The organism is Sulfurimonas sp. HSL-3221 (assembly GCF_021044585.1).
Lineage (GTDB): Bacteria > Campylobacterota > Campylobacteria > Campylobacterales > Sulfurimonadaceae > Thiomicrolovo > Thiomicrolovo sulfuroxydans.
On sequence record NZ_CP087998.1, the window covers coordinates 564,686 to 579,620 of the forward strand.

At 60.4% G+C, this 14,935-nt stretch carries 15 protein-coding genes; 8 read left to right on the top strand and 7 right to left on the bottom strand.

Translation table 11 applies throughout. The features are described 5' to 3' along the window. Window positions 1–58: 58 nt before the first annotated feature. Both LOH54_RS02820 and LOH54_RS02825 read left to right on the top strand, forming a co-directional pair. Window positions 59–631 carry a hypothetical protein gene (locus LOH54_RS02820; protein ID WP_231020281.1) on the top strand — a complete coding sequence of 191 codons (573 nt, stop codon included), beginning with the start codon at window positions 59–61 and terminating at the stop codon, window positions 629–631. A gap of 36 nt (window positions 632–667) precedes the next feature. Then, window positions 668–2,002: an alanine/glycine:cation symporter family protein gene (locus tag LOH54_RS02825; protein ID WP_231020282.1), complete on the top strand. Its 1,335-nt coding sequence runs from the start codon at window positions 668–670 to the stop codon at window positions 2,000–2,002. A 15-nt stretch (window positions 2,003–2,017) separates the two neighbouring features. On the opposite strand, the gene LOH54_RS02830 is transcribed toward LOH54_RS02825, so the two are convergent. The 4 genes from LOH54_RS02830 to LOH54_RS02845 all read right to left on the bottom strand — a co-directional run bounded on the left by LOH54_RS02830 (window position 2,018) and on the right by LOH54_RS02845 (window position 6,139). Then, window positions 2,018–3,247, bottom strand: coding sequence for an ArsS family sensor histidine kinase (locus tag LOH54_RS02830; protein WP_231020283.1), 1,230 nt, complete (start codon window positions 3,245–3,247; stop codon window positions 2,018–2,020). 2 nt (window positions 3,248–3,249) lie between these two features. Continuing rightward, complete coding sequence (locus LOH54_RS02835; RefSeq protein WP_231020284.1) at window positions 3,250–3,915, bottom strand: response regulator transcription factor; 666 nt, start codon at window positions 3,913–3,915, stop codon at window positions 3,250–3,252. 3 nt (window positions 3,916–3,918) lie between these two features. Further along, complete coding sequence (locus tag LOH54_RS02840; protein ID WP_231020285.1) at window positions 3,919–4,260, bottom strand: Spy/CpxP family protein refolding chaperone; 342 nt, start codon at window positions 4,258–4,260, stop codon at window positions 3,919–3,921. A gap of 364 nt (window positions 4,261–4,624) precedes the next feature. Then, window positions 4,625–6,139, bottom strand: a complete 1,515-nt coding sequence (locus tag LOH54_RS02845; protein ID WP_231020286.1) for a B12-binding domain-containing radical SAM protein — start codon at window positions 6,137–6,139, stop codon at window positions 4,625–4,627. A gap of 80 nt (window positions 6,140–6,219) precedes the next feature. Between LOH54_RS02845 and LOH54_RS02850 the strand changes: the two genes are divergently transcribed. Then, entirely contained in the window at window positions 6,220–6,363 is a 144-nt protein-coding gene (locus LOH54_RS02850; protein WP_231020287.1) for a hypothetical protein, read from the top strand. A 12-nt stretch (window positions 6,364–6,375) separates the two neighbouring features. On the opposite strand, the gene LOH54_RS02855 is transcribed toward LOH54_RS02850, so the two are convergent. From LOH54_RS02855 to rho, 3 genes are all read right to left on the bottom strand, one after another. Further along, a complete protein-coding gene (locus LOH54_RS02855) occupies window positions 6,376–8,214 on the bottom strand; it encodes a DNA polymerase III subunit gamma/tau (RefSeq protein ID WP_231020288.1) in 1,839 nt (612 codons plus the stop codon). 83 nt (window positions 8,215–8,297) lie between these two features. After that, entirely contained in the window at window positions 8,298–9,050 is a 753-nt protein-coding gene (gene murI, locus LOH54_RS02860) for a glutamate racemase (protein ID WP_231020289.1), read from the bottom strand. Window positions 9,051–9,054: 4 nt separating this feature from the next. Continuing rightward, the gene (gene rho / locus LOH54_RS02865) at window positions 9,055–10,377 is read right to left on the bottom strand and encodes a transcription termination factor Rho (RefSeq protein WP_231020290.1); all 1,323 of its coding nucleotides are present in this window, start codon (window positions 10,375–10,377) and stop codon (window positions 9,055–9,057) included. Between the two features lie 182 nt (window positions 10,378–10,559). Between rho and gmhA the strand changes: the two genes are divergently transcribed. The 5 genes from gmhA to ccoS all read left to right on the top strand — a co-directional run bounded on the left by gmhA (window position 10,560) and on the right by ccoS (window position 14,925). Next, on the top strand, window positions 10,560–11,150 hold the full coding sequence (gene gmhA / locus LOH54_RS02870; RefSeq protein ID WP_231021213.1) for a D-sedoheptulose 7-phosphate isomerase: 591 nt from the start codon (window positions 10,560–10,562) through the stop codon (window positions 11,148–11,150). Between the two features lie 121 nt (window positions 11,151–11,271). Then, on the top strand, window positions 11,272–11,778 hold the full coding sequence (gene gmhB, locus LOH54_RS02875; protein WP_231020291.1) for a D-glycero-beta-D-manno-heptose 1,7-bisphosphate 7-phosphatase: 507 nt from the start codon (window positions 11,272–11,274) through the stop codon (window positions 11,776–11,778). Then, a complete protein-coding gene (locus LOH54_RS02880) occupies window positions 11,775–12,269 on the top strand; it encodes an asparaginase domain-containing protein (RefSeq protein ID WP_231020292.1) in 495 nt (164 codons plus the stop codon). Before gmhB ends, LOH54_RS02880 begins: the two co-directional genes overlap by 4 nt. Continuing rightward, window positions 12,262–14,688, top strand: coding sequence for a heavy metal translocating P-type ATPase (locus LOH54_RS02885; protein WP_231020293.1), 2,427 nt, complete (start codon window positions 12,262–12,264; stop codon window positions 14,686–14,688). Before LOH54_RS02880 ends, LOH54_RS02885 begins: the two co-directional genes overlap by 8 nt. Window positions 14,689–14,700: 12 nt before the next feature. Continuing rightward, window positions 14,701–14,925, top strand: a complete 225-nt coding sequence (ccoS, locus tag LOH54_RS02890; RefSeq protein ID WP_231020294.1) for a cbb3-type cytochrome oxidase assembly protein CcoS — start codon at window positions 14,701–14,703, stop codon at window positions 14,923–14,925. The last annotated feature ends 10 nt before the right edge of the window (window positions 14,926–14,935 follow it).

Genomic DNA, 14,935 nt, shown 5'->3' on the forward strand with positions numbered 1-14,935 from the left:
AAGCGAACCGGGGCCGGAAATGCGCTATGATAGTGCAAAATCTGCCAAGGTCGGATGCATGGCGAACCACAAAAGCTACCTCGGACGCTACGAGCGTGATGCGCAGGGGCGGTATATCATCGATGTGGCGGCACAGCGTCCGGAGGCGCTCTATGACGACTTCGATAGGTACGCCGACTACCTGCGCCGGGACCTGGACCAGGATCTGACGGATTACCTCACCTCGTGCGCCAGGGAATTGCCGCGACAGACGCCGTTGGTCATAAGGTTTACCTTCCCCGAGGAGCAGGCAGAGGAGAAGTATGCCCGCATCCGCCGGAGCATCGGCACGTTTTTTCAGTACATGGCCGAGCTGGAGCGGGAGACGACGGCGGAGATGCTGCGCAAGGCGGGGCTGCTTTTTGCCGTCGGCGTGGCCATCATGTTCCTGGCCGTCTGGGTACGGCAGTGGATAGGCGAGAGCCCCTCCGTCGTCGGGGAGGTCTTCGCCGAAGGGCTGACCGTGGCAGCCTGGGTGTCGCTCTGGGAAGGGGTGGCCCTCGTGCTGCTGGAGTGGCGTCCGCACCGTACACGGGTGCGGCGCTACGAGCGGCTGGAGGCGGCAGAGGTCCAGTTCCGCAGCAAGGCATAAATGTGAGACGATTTCAAGGTGTAATCAGGAGGTTTGATGGAGATGTTTGAACAGGCGGTCGCGGCGGCGGCGGGCTTTATATGGGGGGCGCCGGTCCTGATACTGCTGGTCGGTACGGGGCTGTTTCTGACCATTAGGCTGCGTGGGCTCCAGTTCCGCGCGCTGGGACACGCTTTCAAGCTTATCTGGCACCGCAATGATGAATGCGAAGGGGACATCTCCCACTTCGCCGCGCTGATGACGGCCCTGGCCGCGACGGTGGGCATCGGGAATATCGTCGGGGTCGCGACAGCCATCGCGCTGGGCGGTCCCGGCGCGGTCTTCTGGATGTGGACGATAGGGCTCATCGGGATGGCCACGAAGTACTCTGAAGCGGTCCTGGCGGTCAAGTACCGCGTCAAGGGGAGCAACGGCATGAAGGGCGGGCCGATGTACTACATCTCCGAGGGCGCCGGGCTGCCGTGGCTGGGGGCGGCCTTTGCCGTCTTTACGGCGGTGGCGGCCTTCGGCATCGGGAACATGGTGCAGTCCAACGCTGTGGCGTCGGCGCTGCAGGGCCAGTTCGCTTTGCCCACCTGGGTGACCGGGATCGTCCTGACAATTCTTTCGGGGGTCGTCATCCTCGGCGGCATCAAGTCTATCGCCCGCTTTACGAGTGTGCTGGTCCCCTTTATGATCGCCGGCTATGTGCTGGGGGCGCTCGCCATCATCGTGCTGAACCTTGACAAGGTGCCGGGGGCGTTTGGGCTCATCTTTACCCATGCCGTCACGCCGATTGCCGCGGGGGGCGGCTTCGTCGGGGCGACGGTCGCGGCGGCCATAAGGTACGGGGTCGCGCGGGGCGTCTTTTCCAACGAATCGGGCCTCGGTTCCGCGCCCATCGCCGCGGCGGCGGCCAAGACGGATTCGCCGACCCGTCAGGCGCTGGTCAGCATGACGCAGACCTTCATCGACACCCTGGTCGTCTGTACGATGACGGCACTGGTCATCCTGATGGCGCCGCAGTGGCAAGAAGGGGTGGCGGCAGGGGAGCTGACGATGGCAAGCTTCACCCACTTCCTGGGCGTTGCCGGGACGGTGATTGTGACGGCCGCGACGGTGCTCTTCGCCTACTCGACGCTGATCGGCTGGGGCTACTACGGCGAAAAGGCGATTGAGTACCTCTTCGGCGAAGGGCACATCCGCTATTACCGCGTCGTTTTCGTGCTGATGATCTTCGTCGGGGCGGTGCTGAAGCTGGAGCTGGTCTGGAACATCTCCGACCTCTTCAACGGGCTGATGATCATCCCGAACCTGATCGGCCTCCTGCTGCTGCATAAGGTGATTGTGGGCGAGACCGAGCGCTATTTCGGCGGCAACGCGAAGCAATAACGTTTAGCGCTCTTTTTAGAAGCGGATGCAGAAGCGGTGCGTCCCCTCGCGGTAGTCGTAGACGAGGGTGAAGCCGTGCGCCTGCACGACGGTATCGGTGATGGAGAGGCCGAGCCCGAGCCCGCCAGCCGGATTGGCGCTGGAGAAGGGCTGCATGATCGTGTCCAAAGGGACATCCAGCGGTGCACCCGTGTTGGCGATGCAGATCCCCTGGCGGTCGGCGGTGACGGTGACCGGGGGCGCGCTGCTGTATTTTAGGGCGTTGTCGAGGAGGTTGGACAGGGCACTGATGAAGAGGGGGGCGTCGGCATTGATGCTGACGTCTGGTTCGATGGTGATCATCAGCGCCTGGCGCCGCTCGGCGGAAAGGTAGAGCTGATGCACTGCGGTTTCCAGCAGCGCACCGAGCTTTTGGGGTGTGCGGTCGAGCCCGATGCTCTGGAGCTTTTCGACCTGTGCGACGCCGTTGATGAGGTCGTCCATCCGGCTGAAAAGACGGTTGAGGTAAGCGGTCTGCTCGTTTTCTTCCATCATCGCCAGGGAGAGTTTGCCCTTGGTCAGCGGGGTTTTCAGCTCATGCATGACGTTGCGCAGAAAGAGCTGGCGTGACGCGCGCAGTTGCCGGAGCTGCTCCACGGCGTCGTTGAACTCGTTGGCGATCGCCGCGATCTCGTCGCGGCGCGTGCTGGAGGTGTCGATCTCGAGTTCGCCCTGGCCGAAACGGCGGATCTGGGCATGGAGTTCGCGCAGCGGCAGCAGGCTGCGGCGCAGCAGGATATAGAGGGTGACGAGCCCCGCCAGCAGCAGCACGAAGATCAGCTGCAGGCCGCCGAAGTTTTCGGCGCTCCGTTCGTCTCTGATGACGAAAGGGTCGCGGCGGAGCGTGGAACGGAAGTAGTAGCTCCCGTCCGCCTCGTAGAGCCTCAGATGCGGTTTTTCCCGGTGTTCATCGTCCTCATGCTCCTTGTCGCGGCGGGGCGGTAGGAGTTCCCGGGCGCCTGCGGGGAGGGCATCGTGCTCGAGGAGCGTGAACTGCGCCTCCAGGAGTGCGGCGGCGCGTTCGGCTTCTCCTGCACTGCGGGTGTGGCGCAGCAGGCGCCCCAGCTCCATCCCCCGCAAAACCTCCCGGCGATCCTCCATATGCGATGCGGTGACATGGAACAGGGCAAAGAGCAGGGCCAGGGTGGAGAGGGCGAGGAGGAAGAAGAGGTTGAGCTTGAAAAAGATGGAGCTATGGCGGGGCATGGTCACTCCGTAAATTTGTAGCCGACGCCGCGGACGGAGTGGATGAAGGCGGGGTGTTTCGGGTCCGTCTCGATCTTGCGGCGGATGCGGCCGATGAGCACGTCGATGCTACGTTCCGTGCTCTCCCAGCCGATGGCGTCGACGTTGTTGGCGATGAAATCGCGGGAGACGACTTCGCCTTTATGCTTGATGAGCAGGGCGAGAAGTTCGTATTCGGCGACGGTGAGGGAGAGGGGCTCGCCTTCTTTGTCGATGCGCATGCGCGCGGCATCGACCGAAAACCGTGAGGATTGGCGCGTGACGGTGCCCGCGTAGCGCCGCAGGTGGCTCTGGATGCGGGCGACGAGTTCGCGTGGTTCGTAGGGCTTGGGGAGGTAATCGTCCGCCCCGTACTCGAGGGCGATGACCTTGTCGCTGAGGTCATGCCGGGCGGAGGAGATGATGATGGGGATGTCACTGCGTTCGCGAAGACGACGGCACACCTCGAGCCCGTCGATCTGCGGCAGGGTCAGGTCCAGCAGCACGGCATCGTAGGATTCGATGCCGAGCGATGCCAGGGCGCTTTCGGGATGGGTATAGGAGACGACCTCCATCCCGTACTGCCCGAGGTAGCGTTCAAGCAGTGCGGTGATCTCGGTGTCATCTTCGATCAGCAGTATTTTTGCCATTTCCTAGTCGTATTTTGGTCTCTTCATTGGCATTTTATCACGATCGCACCGTTTATCCATACGCTGTTGCATACGGTCGCTGCGCGCGGCGATGTAGGCTTTCTTCTGGTCTTCGGTGAGGACGGCGAGGATGCGGTCGTTAGTTTTATCGCGCAGATCGTCCATCTGGTCTCTCAGTTTGAACCGTTCGTCCCGCGCTTCCTTGCGGATGGTCTTGAGCTGCTGTTTCTGCGCCGTTGTGAGGTCGAGGGAATTAAAAAGCATGCGGTCGCCGCCGTGCGGCCCTGCGAAGGCGCTCGTGCCGGCGGCTGCGAGCAGTGCTCCGATGAGAAGTGTCCGTTTCATGGTCTATCCTTTAGAGAAGTTTTCAAGAGGAAATCCTCTTTACGTTTACCATGATAGGACGTCAATGTAAGCGCTCGCGCAACGGGGTGTAAACCGGTGTAAACGGATGAAGGGTGCTAAGAGTTAAGAGTTAAGTAGTGGGTAGTGGGTAGTGGGTAGTGGGTAGTGCGCCGTAGGCGCGTTACGAGCTTCGGCGTGCCGAAGCGCATTAAGTTAAATAGTGTCTGTCGTTGAGCGGTTCTTTGAAAGCCATCCCGGAGGCACAAAGCCGGGAGGGATGAGCGATTCGCGAAACGACGCTTTTTGTGCTACTTTTTTTAAAAAAGTGGCAAGGGGTTATGCGTGGAGCTCGATAGTTGCTGTATCAGGCCCGCATCGATTGCCGTTTTGTCGATGCGCTTCCCTGTGCGGCCTCCCCGCCGCTGCTCTCCTCCGGGGCGTAGGTGCGCAGAAAGGGTGGGAGGCGTTTGCCGTGGCTCTTGGCAAAATCCGCGGCCATCGCGCGGCCGACGCGCTCTTTGTCACAGTGCCTGACATCGACGAGGTAGTCGAAGAGCAGGCGGGCCATCCGTTCCTGGGCGATCTTCCAGGTCGCCGCGGTCTCACCGTAGACCCAGGCGCTGAAATCCCGGAAACCGTCAAAGACCTTCCCCTCGGGCCAGAGCAGGGCGACACTGCGCGCAAAGTTGCCGCTGTTGTAGAGGATGTCCCAGTAACGGGCAAAACGCTTCATCCTCTGGATCTCTTCGAAGGAGACATGGGTCGTCTTGAGGACGTCGTAGGGCGGCGCGTCGGAATAGACCATGCCGAAGGGGTCGTCGTGGCGGGCCATCGTCGTACCGGAGAGCTTTTTCAGGATGCCGATCTGGATCTCCCCGCTGCTCCAGGAGACGAGGGTGTCGAGTCCCTTTGCAAAACTTTCCAGCGTCTCGCCGGGGAGGCCGACGATAAGGTCGAGGTGCAGGTGGGCGCGGGTATGCTCCTCGAGGAAACGGAGGTTTTCCTCTATTTTTGCCAGCCGCAGGGGACGGTGGATGTTCTCGGCGATCGCCGGGTTGAGGGTCTGGATGCCGACTTCGAGCTGCAGTGCGGCCGGGGCGAACCGCGCGATGCGGCCGCGCAGCGCTTCGGGGAAGTGGTCGGGGATCACTTCGAAGTGCAGGAAGTAGGGTTCATCTTTGGCGAGGAAAAAGTCGAGGATCCTGTTCGCGTAGGCGAGCTTGAGGTTGAAAGTGCGGTCGATGAACTTGTAGCTGCGCACCCCGCGCTGCCAGAGCTTCTCGAACTCCGCGGTCATAACGTCGATGTCGAAGTAGCGCATCTTGTCGTCAATGGCCGAGAGGCAGAACTCGCAGAGGTAGGGGCAGCCCCGCGACGTCTCCAGGTAAACATAGCGGTTTTGGATGTCGTTGCTATCGTAGTCGTCATAGGGGAGGGCAATGGCAGTGAGGTCTACCATTGGGGCCTTGATCATCCTTTCATTCCGTTCCGTGCCTGCCAGCAGGTCGCGGCAGAGCTCGTAGAAGGCGATCTCCCCTTCGCCGCTAATGATGTAGTCGGCGTGTGAGAAATCGACGCGGTGGGGGAGGTGCGACGCTTCCGGTCCGCCGAGGACGACGACGGTTTCCGGGGAGACCTTCTTGAGGATGCCGATCAGCTCCGCGACGTCGCCGGCGTTCCAGATGTAGGTGCTGATCCCGACGATCTTGGGGGCTTCGGCGAGGATGCGTTCGGCGAGCTGCTGGATGTTCTCGTTGATGACGAATTCGCGGATGACGCTCTGGGGGCGCAGTTCGCGCAGGTTGGCATAGAGGTAGCGCAGCGCGAGGGAGGCGTGGCTGTAGCGGGCGTTGAAGGTCGCGAGAACGATGGTATGCATAACGGCATTGTAGCGTGTCTGCGGCAAGCTGATTCTAAAAGGGGCGTGGCTATAATCAACGCAAAAAAAGGAGTGTACGCATGCGCATTACGGTTTTTCTGGCTTTGGCACTTTCAGTTATGGCGGCGTTCGGAGGCTGCTCATCCGCACAGATCAACGAGACGGCGGACAGCATCGGTTCGGACATCAAGAATTTCGGTGAAAAGGTGACCGAACAGCACTAAGCTGCCGGCGGCCTATACCTTATTCTGGATCGTGATCTTCGTCGCTTCGAAGAGCTCGGTCGCTTTCTGGATCATCGGCTCGTCGAGAATGGCATTGCCGTCGATCTCCCGGGTGCTCAGGTCCGGTTCACAGTTCCCGGTAACGCAGCTGCCCGAACCCGTTTCGACCTCTTCGGTCATCGAGGCGCTCTGGGGCGCCTCTTCCGCAGCACTGTAGCTCTCCATATAGGCGGGGCGCTCTTCCATCTCTTCTACCGGTGACACACTCTCCCCTGAACCATAAGCGCTTTCTGGCATCGGAGCAGATTCTGGTGTCGGTACCGTACCCGCTACGTTTACCGGTCCGGAAACCGGTTCAGGCTTTGGGACAGCTTCCTCTGCCGGTTGCGAGCAGGGGTTGTGCTTGATTTTCGTCTCGAATCCGAACACCTCCCGCACCAGCTGTTTGATCACCGGGAAACCGTGTTTGAGCTTGGCGCGGCAGTCGTCGTCGGCGCAGCTCTCCCAGGTGAGGGTGTCATCGCCGTAAGCGATAAAGGTGATCTGTTCGCGGAAACATTTGCCGAGATCCGCGCTGCGGTCCTCGATGCGTGCGCAGAGCGCTTCGAACTTCGCCAGCGCGGGGTCGGGCGCCGGTGCGACGACCGGCTCCGGTTCGGCTGCGGCCGGCGTTTCCGGCGCCTCTTCGTTGACTGCGGCTGGTGCTGCGGTGGCAGTGGGGACAGCAGGGGCGGCTGTGGCAGCGGGAGCGGACGCATAGGCGACGCTGTCGGGGCGGGCGACCTGGGCTTCGAGGGATTCGATCATCTGGTCGATCTCTTTGACCTTCAGCGCTTCGATCATCTTGAAGAAGATCAGCCCCAGGACAAAGCTCCCTTCGGCATTGATGGCGAAGAGGGACTTTGCCTCGCTGAGGATGCGGAAAAAGCGCTCCAGCAGCAGGGGAGAGAAGCGGGAGTCGTCATGGTCGTAGAGGCGCTCTTTGAGCCAGGAGGTGAGTTCGTCGACGACCATCTCCGCTTCGTAGGCCTCCAGCTCCCGGAGGGTGTTGACGAGCAGTGCGCGGTCCTTTGAGAATATGACACCGAAGAGCGACTCGAAAAACTGCGGGTCGATAAGGCCCAGCATCTCCGTGACGGTGGAGACGTCGACGTGGTGCTTGGAATAGATAATAGCCTGGTCCAGCAGGGTCAGGGTGTCGCGCAGACTCCCCGAACCGCTGCGGGCGAGGATCTGCAGCGCTTCGGGCTCGTAGGTGATATTCTCAAGGTTGAGGATGTGGCGCAGGTGCGCGCTGACATCCTGGTTCGAAATTTTCTTGAAACGGAAGTGCTGGGTCCGGCTGAGGATCGTTGCGGGGAGTTTCAGCGGGTCGGTCGTCGCGAGGATGAACTTGACGAAGGGCGGGGGCTCCTCCAGGGTTTTGAGCAGGGCGTTGAACGCCTCTTTGGTGAGCATATGCACTTCGTCGATAATGAAGATTTTGAACTTCGCGCTGGCGGGCTGGTACTTGGTGTGTTCGATGAGGTCGCGGATATCGTCGATCTTTCGGCTGGAAGCGGCGTCCATCTCGATGATGTCCATGTGGCGCCCCTCGTTGGCGGTGACACAGTGTTCGCACTGTTCGCAGGGGTGCGAAGTCGGTCCGTTTTCACACATCAGCGCCTTGGCGAAGATCCGCGCCGTCGAGGTCTTGCCCGAACCGCGCAGGCCGGAGAAGAGGTAGGCGTGCGAGAGGCGTTTGGAATCCAGCGCCAGGGAGAGCGTCTGCGCGATCGTCTCCTGCCCGATCAGGTCTTCAAAACGGCGGGGACGGTACTTCAGGGCCAGGACTTGCGAGCGCTCGTTCACGTTGGGAATCCTTTGACGATTAATGTCTTTGAGTTTAACACACGATGGTTGAAGCGGGGGTTATTTATGGCAGTTAGCCGGGCTTACGGGGTCGGGAGGCCGAGCCACTGCGCGGCGACCTGCCGCAGCCCGTCGGGGTTTTCCGAGGCGAAGAATTTCATCTCGGTGTTCGCGGCGCTCTCTTTGATGCCGTAATGGGCTTCGAGGTACTCCACGATCGCTTCGCCGGAGTGGATCATCAGCGCTTTATCCCCGAAATAGTTGGAGATGGCCCCGGCGATAAGGGGGAAATGGGTGCAGCCGAGGATAACGGCGTCGGGGGCTTTGCAACCGGCGAAGTAGTGGTGCATCGTGCTCTCAAGGACTTCGCCCTCAAAGAGCCCCTCCTCGACGATGGGGACGAAGAGGCCGGTCGCCTTGGCCTCGACGTTGCGGTAGCCGTGGGTCTGGAGCAGTTGCTGATAGGCCCCGGAGCCGACGGTCGCCTTCGTGCCGAGCACGAGGACCTCCGCGTCGCTGTTCGCCAGGGCGTTTTTTGCAGCGAGGATACCCGGTTCGACGACGCCGACGACGTCAAAGGGGGCCTGGGCGCGCATTTCGTCCAGGGCGTAGGCGCTGACGGTGTTACAGGCGACGATCAGCAGGTCGATGTCGAAGTTTTTGAAAAATTCTACCGCTTCGAGGGCGTAGCGGATAATGGTGTTGCGGTCCTTGACCCCGTAGGGGACACGGGCAGTGTCGCCGTAGTAGACGATCTCGTCGAAAAGGCGGTGTTCCAGCAGGGATTTGACGACGGTCAGGCCGCCGATACCGCTGTCGAAAACACCGACACGCACGGGCTTAGCCCTCGTTCATCATAGAGAGGAATTCGTCGTTGGACTTCGTCTTTTGCATCTTGGTGTAGAGGAAGCGGAGCGCTTCGACCTCGTCCTCTTGCTTGTGCAGCATGGAGCGGAGGATAAAGACCTTTTGCAGGACGTCCGGCCCGATAAGGAGCTCCTCTTTGCGGGTACCGGATTTGAGGATGTCGATCGCCGGGAAGATACGGCGGTCGGAGATCTTGCGGCTGAGGACGACCTCGGAGTTACCCGTCCCTTTGAACTCTTCAAAGATGACCTCATCCATACGGCTCCCGGTCTCGATCAGGGCTGTCGCGATGATGGTGAGGGAGCCGCCGTTCTCGATGTTACGGGCGGCACCGAAGAAGCGTTTCGGTTTGTGCAGGGCGTTGGCGTCGACACCGCCCGACAGGACTTTGCCCGAACTCGGTGTCACGGTGTTGTAGGCGCGGGCGAGGCGGGTAATGGAGTCCAGCAGGATGACGACGTTCTTGCCGATCTCGACGCGGCGCTTGGCACGCTCGATGACCATTTCGGCGACCTTGACGTGGTTCTTTGCCGGCATGTCGAAGGTGGAGGAGTAGACCTCGCCCTTGACGGAGCGCTCCATGTCGGTGACCTCTTCGGGGCGTTCGTCGACGAGCAGGACCATCAGTTCCGCTTCCGGGTGGTTGTGGCTGATACCGTGGGCGATCTCTTTCATGAGCTCCGTTTTACCCGAACGCGGCGGGGCGACGATGAGCCCGCGCTGCCCTTTACCGATGGGGGCGAAGAGGTCCATCATGCGGCCGGTGAGATGGGTCGGCTGGTACTCGAGCTTGAGCTGCTCCAGGGCATAGAGGGGCGTGAGGTTTTCGAAGAGCGGGCGCTTCTTGCTCTCTTCGGGTGGTACGTAGTTGATGGCCTCGATCTTCAGCAGGGCGTAGTAGCGCTCCTGGTCCTTCGGCGCACGGACCTGGCCGGTGACGACGTCCCCGTTACGCAGGGCGAAGCGCTTGATCTGGGTGCTGGAGACATAGGCATCGTTGAGGGAGTCGCTGAAGCTCTTGTCGACGGAGCGGAGGAAGCCGTAGCCGTCCTGCATCACTTCGAGAATACCGGTGAAGAGGATAAAGCCTCCCTGGGCCGTCTGCGCCTTGAGGATTTCGAAGATGATGTCCTGGCGTTTGAGCTCGTTGGGGCTCTCGACACCGAGCTCTTCGGCCATGGTGACGAGTTCGTCGATCGTCTTTTCTCTGAGGGCCTCTACAGTGTAGCCTTCGACGGGCTTATGGGTCCTGTTTTTATTGTTTCGTGAATTGTTGCTGCGCGAAGTATCGCTCATGAAGGTGTTCCTCTATGTCTGCTGAGTGGATTTTTCTAAGGAAGAAATCGAGGTCGTTAATGTGAAAGATTTCCCGTATTTTATACTATTTGCGTTTTACTTGTCAACAAGTAACGCGCTTTTTACCATCCCGGCGGTACAATGGCATCACTACTAATAGAGAGAGGAAGGAAGAGCTATTGATGAGAGCCTACCTTGAAAACGAAATTTCAGCTTCCATAGAGACCAAACAGAAGATTTTGAACGACGACGCCCTGCTGAACACGATCGCAGCAGCGGCCACGGCCTGTGTCGAGGCCTACCGCCGCGGCAACAAAACGCTGCTCGCGGGCAACGGCGGCAGCGCGGCGGACGCCCAGCACATCGCGGCGGAACTCGTCGGCCGCTACGGTTTTGACCGCCCCTCTATCCCGTCACTGGCGCTCACCACCGATACGTCGAACCTGACGGCCATCGGCAACGACTACGGCTACGACAAAGTGTTCTCCCGCCAGCTGGAAGGCATGGGCGTCGAAGGTGACATCTTCTTCGGTATCTCCACCTCGGGCAACTCCCAGAACATCGTCAATGCGTTCGAGAGTGCCAAGGCGAAGGGGATCACGACCATCGCACTTGTCGGCCGCGACGGCGGTAAGATGGGAGAGATGGCCGATATCGCCATCATCGTGCCCTCCAACGCGACGCCGCGTATCCAGGAGTCGCATATCCTGATCGGGCACATCATCTGCGACGTGATCGAAAAAGAGCTCTTCGGCGACGGCGTCGGAGCGTAGGTAAACAGACGATGCGTATGTCTGAGAATTCACAAAGAGCGCAAGGCGCGAGGGCACGCCGCCGAGGCGAACTCAGCGTTGGCGTAGCTGTCCGGACTTAGTTCGGATGGCGTTTTCATCAATGGGTAAACCGGCCCTCTTCCTCGACCGCGACGGCGTGATCAACGTCGACACGGACTACCTGTACCGCATCGAGGAGTTCGAGTTCATCGACGGCATCTTCGAGCTCTGCGCCGCCTACCAGGCACGGGGCTACATGATCGTCGTCGTGACCAACCAGTCCGGCATCGCCCGCGGACGCTACAGCGAAGCGGATTTTGACCGCCTGACGAAGTGGATGGTAGAGGAGTTCGGCAAACACGGCGTCAAGATATCCGGGGTTTATTACTGCCCTCACCATCCGGAGGTGACGGGGGCCTGCACCTGCCGCAAACCCGAGCCTGGGATGCTGCTTCAGGCCGCGGAAGAGCTCGGCATCGACCTGGCGCATTCGGTGCTGGTCGGCGACAAGGAGCGCGACATCGTCGCGGCCCATCGTGCCGGTGTGCGGGAAACCTACCTGTTCGATGGCGAAACGAAAGTGACGGAAGCATCGCGCACTATCAAATCATTAAGGGAGCTGATATGAAGATCCTCAATACCGGCGGGACGTTCAACAAACGCTACGATCCCATCCTCGGGGTGCTCGAGGTCCCCTTCGACAACGAAGCGGTCGAGGATATCGTCGAGAGCTTTGCCTACAGCGTCGAGATCGCCGGGATGCTCTATAAAGATTCGCTGGAGATGACCGAGGAGGATCGCGAGCAGCTCATCAACATCATCGACGTCGACGACGAGGAGGTCTACGTCATCGTCCACGGCACCGACACGATGGACCTGACGGCCAAAGCCCTGGCGGAGTGGATGGAGGAGGATGAAGAGGAGCGGGTCATCGTCCTCACCGGTGCCATGGTGCCCTACAGCATCGACAAGACCGAAGCCAGCGTCAACCTGGGTATGGCGCTGGGATACGCTGCGACGCAGCCCGCGCCGGGGGTCTACATCTGCATGAGCGGGATCATCGCGCCCTATGACCGCATCCGCAAAAACCGTGGAGAGGGGATTTTCGAGATTGTCTAACGTTAAGTGCGACCACTGCCATCTGCAGTTCGATGAATCGGTCATGATCAAGGAGGGTGACCTCCACTTCTGCTGCAAAGGGTGCCAGGGGATCTACCACCTGCTCAAAGACGAGGGGCTGGAGCGCTTCTACGACAAGCTCGGCGAGGAGACCCTCGTGCCGCCGACGGAGCAGTTCGAGGACAGCGGCAACTTCAACTCGCCGGCTTTCTACGACCGCTACGTTAAGACGGACAGCGAAGGGTTCAGCGAGGTGTCACTCATCATCGAGGGGATCCACTGCTCCGCCTGTGTCTGGCTCAATGAGAAAGCGCTGCACAAGATGGAGGGCGTCGTCGAGGCGCACATCAACCACACGAACAACAAGGCGCGCATCGTTTGGGACGACGAGGTGGTCAAACTTTCCAACATTATCGACATGATCCGCGCCATCGGCTACGACGCTTTCCCGTACGATCCGCAGATCCAGGAAGCGCGGGCGGAGAAGGAGCGCAAGGATTACTACCTCCGTATCGCCGTCGCCGTCTTCGCGATGATGAACATCATGACCATCGCCGTCGCGCAGTACGCCGGCTTCTTTACGGGAATGACGCAGGGGATCAAGAACATCCTCAACGTCGCCGAGTGGATTCTCTCGACGCCGGTGCTCTTCTACAGCGGCTGGGTCTTCTTCCGGGGGGCCTACTATGGCATCCGTACCCGGTCGGTCAACATGGACATCCTCGTCGCGACCGGGGCGTCGCTGACCTATCTCTACTCCATCTATATCACTCTCTTCGAGCTGGGCGAAGCCTATTTCGACTCGGTGACGATGATCATCACTTTCGTACTTGTCGGCAAGTTCCTGGAGGTGCTCAGTAAAAAAAGCGCCGCCGATACCCTTGATGTGCTCTCCAAGCATGTACCGGGCGAAGTGACCCTTCTTAAAGACGGTACCCAGGTGAACGTGAGCGTTAACGAGGTCGTCGTCGGCGACGTCATTTTGCTCAAGGCCGGGGAGAAGGCGGGCATCGACGGGGAGATCCTCTCGGGCGAGGGGAGCTTCGACGAATCGAGCCTGACGGGGGAGAGCGACCCTATCTATAAACGGCCAGGCGACAGCGTCGTCAGCGGCACGACGAGCATCGATGCCGTCGTACAGTATGAGGCGACGAAAGATTTCGAACATTCGACCCTGTCGAACATCCTGACGATGCTCGAACGCTCTATGGCGAAAAAACCGCGTATTGAGCAGCTGGCCAACAGGCTCTCCGAGTACTTCTCCACCGTGATTCTGCTGCTGGCTTTCGGCACCTTCCTCGTCTGGTGGTTCTGGCCGCACCCTTTCAATATCGCCTTTATGGTCGGCATCTCCGTCATCGTCATCGCCTGCCCCTGCGCCCTGGCGCTGGCGACACCGGTGGCAACCCTGGTCGGCCTGGGGCAGGGAGCGAAGCGGGGCATCCTCTTCAAAGAGGCGGCCCAGCTCGAGACCCTGGCGCAGACCGATACCCTTGTGCTTGATAAAACAGGCACCATTACCGAGGGGCGGCCGCAGGTCGTCGATGTTCAGTGGTATGCTGCGGAGGCCGAGCTTCAGCGCTATCGCCTGAAACTCCAGGCCCTGCTCAACGCCTCCAAACACCCCGTCGCCATCGGCGTTTCCGAATACCTCAGCGGCGAAACGGAACTGACGGCGCTGCCCATCCTCGATGAGGTGCGCCAGATCGCAGCCAAGGGGATGGTCGCGCGATGCGAGGAGCAGATGCTCAGCGGCGGCAATGCCGCATTGATGCGCGACCAGGGGATCGCTCCTACCGACGAGAGTGCACATACGCTCTTCTATTTTGCCGTCGGCGAGACGCTGGTCGCCCGTTTTGAACTGGCGGACAAACCCCGCCCTGATGCGGCAGAGGCGATCCGTGCGTTGACCCATGCCGGCATCGACGTCATCATGCTGACGGGGGACCATGAACGCTCCGCGCGCAAGGTGGCTGCGGCAGTCGGTATCGAGCACTACCATGCCGAGCTGACCCCCGAAGCGAAGGCGGCTTTGGTCGCGCAGATGCAGAGCGAAGGGCATAAGGTCGTGATGGCGGGCGACGGTGTCAACGACATCCTCGCGCTGGCCCAGGCCGAGATCGGCATCGCCATGGGCAACGGCAGCGATATTGCCATTGATGTCAGCGACGTGGTCCTGATGAACGATTCGCTCACCTCTTTGGAGGAGGCGTTCAGGATCGGACGGGCGACGTACGGCCTGGTCAAGCAGAACCTCGGCCTGTCGCTGGTGTATAATGCCGTTACCGTGCCGCTGGCGATGGCGGGCTACATCATCCCCCTGGTCGCCGCGATATCGATGTCATTGAGCTCCCTGCTGGTCGTGGGCAACTCGATGCGCATCGCCTACAGCTGGAAACGCGCGGCGAAGCGCCGCTGAATAAGGAGAGACATGGACAGTTGGGTGATTATCATGATGCTGGCCGTCTCGGTCTTTCTGGGATCGCTGGCACTGCTGGGGATCATGTGGGCTATCCGGACCGGGCAGTTCGACGACAAAGAGAAGTTCCTCAACCAGGTACAGTACGACGGAGAGGACGAACTCAATGACGCCGCGAAGCAGGCGGAAAAGAAAAAGGCGATGAAGAAGAAAAAAGAGGAGTACCGGCCGGAGTAGGGTCGGGAGT

What these genes read in the sequence shown, in the direction of transcription:
- LOH54_RS02820 (WP_231020281.1), top strand. Translation starts at nt 59, where the DNA reads ATGGCGAACCACAAAAGCTACCTCGGACGCTACGAGCGTGATGCGCAG.
- LOH54_RS02825 (WP_231020282.1), top strand. Translation starts at nt 668, where the DNA reads ATGGAGATGTTTGAACAGGCGGTCGCGGCGGCGGCGGGCTTTATATGG.
- LOH54_RS02830 (WP_231020283.1), bottom strand. Translation starts at nt 3,247, where the DNA reads ATGCCCCGCCATAGCTCCATCTTTTTCAAGCTCAACCTCTTCTTCCTC.
- LOH54_RS02835 (WP_231020284.1), bottom strand. Translation starts at nt 3,915, where the DNA reads ATGGCAAAAATACTGCTGATCGAAGATGACACCGAGATCACCGCACTG.
- LOH54_RS02840 (WP_231020285.1), bottom strand. Translation starts at nt 4,260, where the DNA reads ATGAAACGGACACTTCTCATCGGAGCACTGCTCGCAGCCGCCGGCACG.
- LOH54_RS02845 (WP_231020286.1), bottom strand. Translation starts at nt 6,139, where the DNA reads ATGCATACCATCGTTCTCGCGACCTTCAACGCCCGCTACAGCCACGCC.
- LOH54_RS02850 (WP_231020287.1), top strand. Translation starts at nt 6,220, where the DNA reads ATGCGCATTACGGTTTTTCTGGCTTTGGCACTTTCAGTTATGGCGGCG.
- rho (WP_231020290.1), bottom strand. Translation starts at nt 10,377, where the DNA reads ATGAGCGATACTTCGCGCAGCAACAATTCACGAAACAATAAAAACAGG.
- gmhA (WP_231021213.1), top strand. Translation starts at nt 10,560, where the DNA reads ATGAGAGCCTACCTTGAAAACGAAATTTCAGCTTCCATAGAGACCAAA.
- gmhB (WP_231020291.1), top strand. Translation starts at nt 11,272, where the DNA reads ATGGGTAAACCGGCCCTCTTCCTCGACCGCGACGGCGTGATCAACGTC.
- LOH54_RS02880 (WP_231020292.1), top strand. Translation starts at nt 11,775, where the DNA reads ATGAAGATCCTCAATACCGGCGGGACGTTCAACAAACGCTACGATCCC.
- ccoS (WP_231020294.1), top strand. Translation starts at nt 14,701, where the DNA reads ATGGACAGTTGGGTGATTATCATGATGCTGGCCGTCTCGGTCTTTCTG.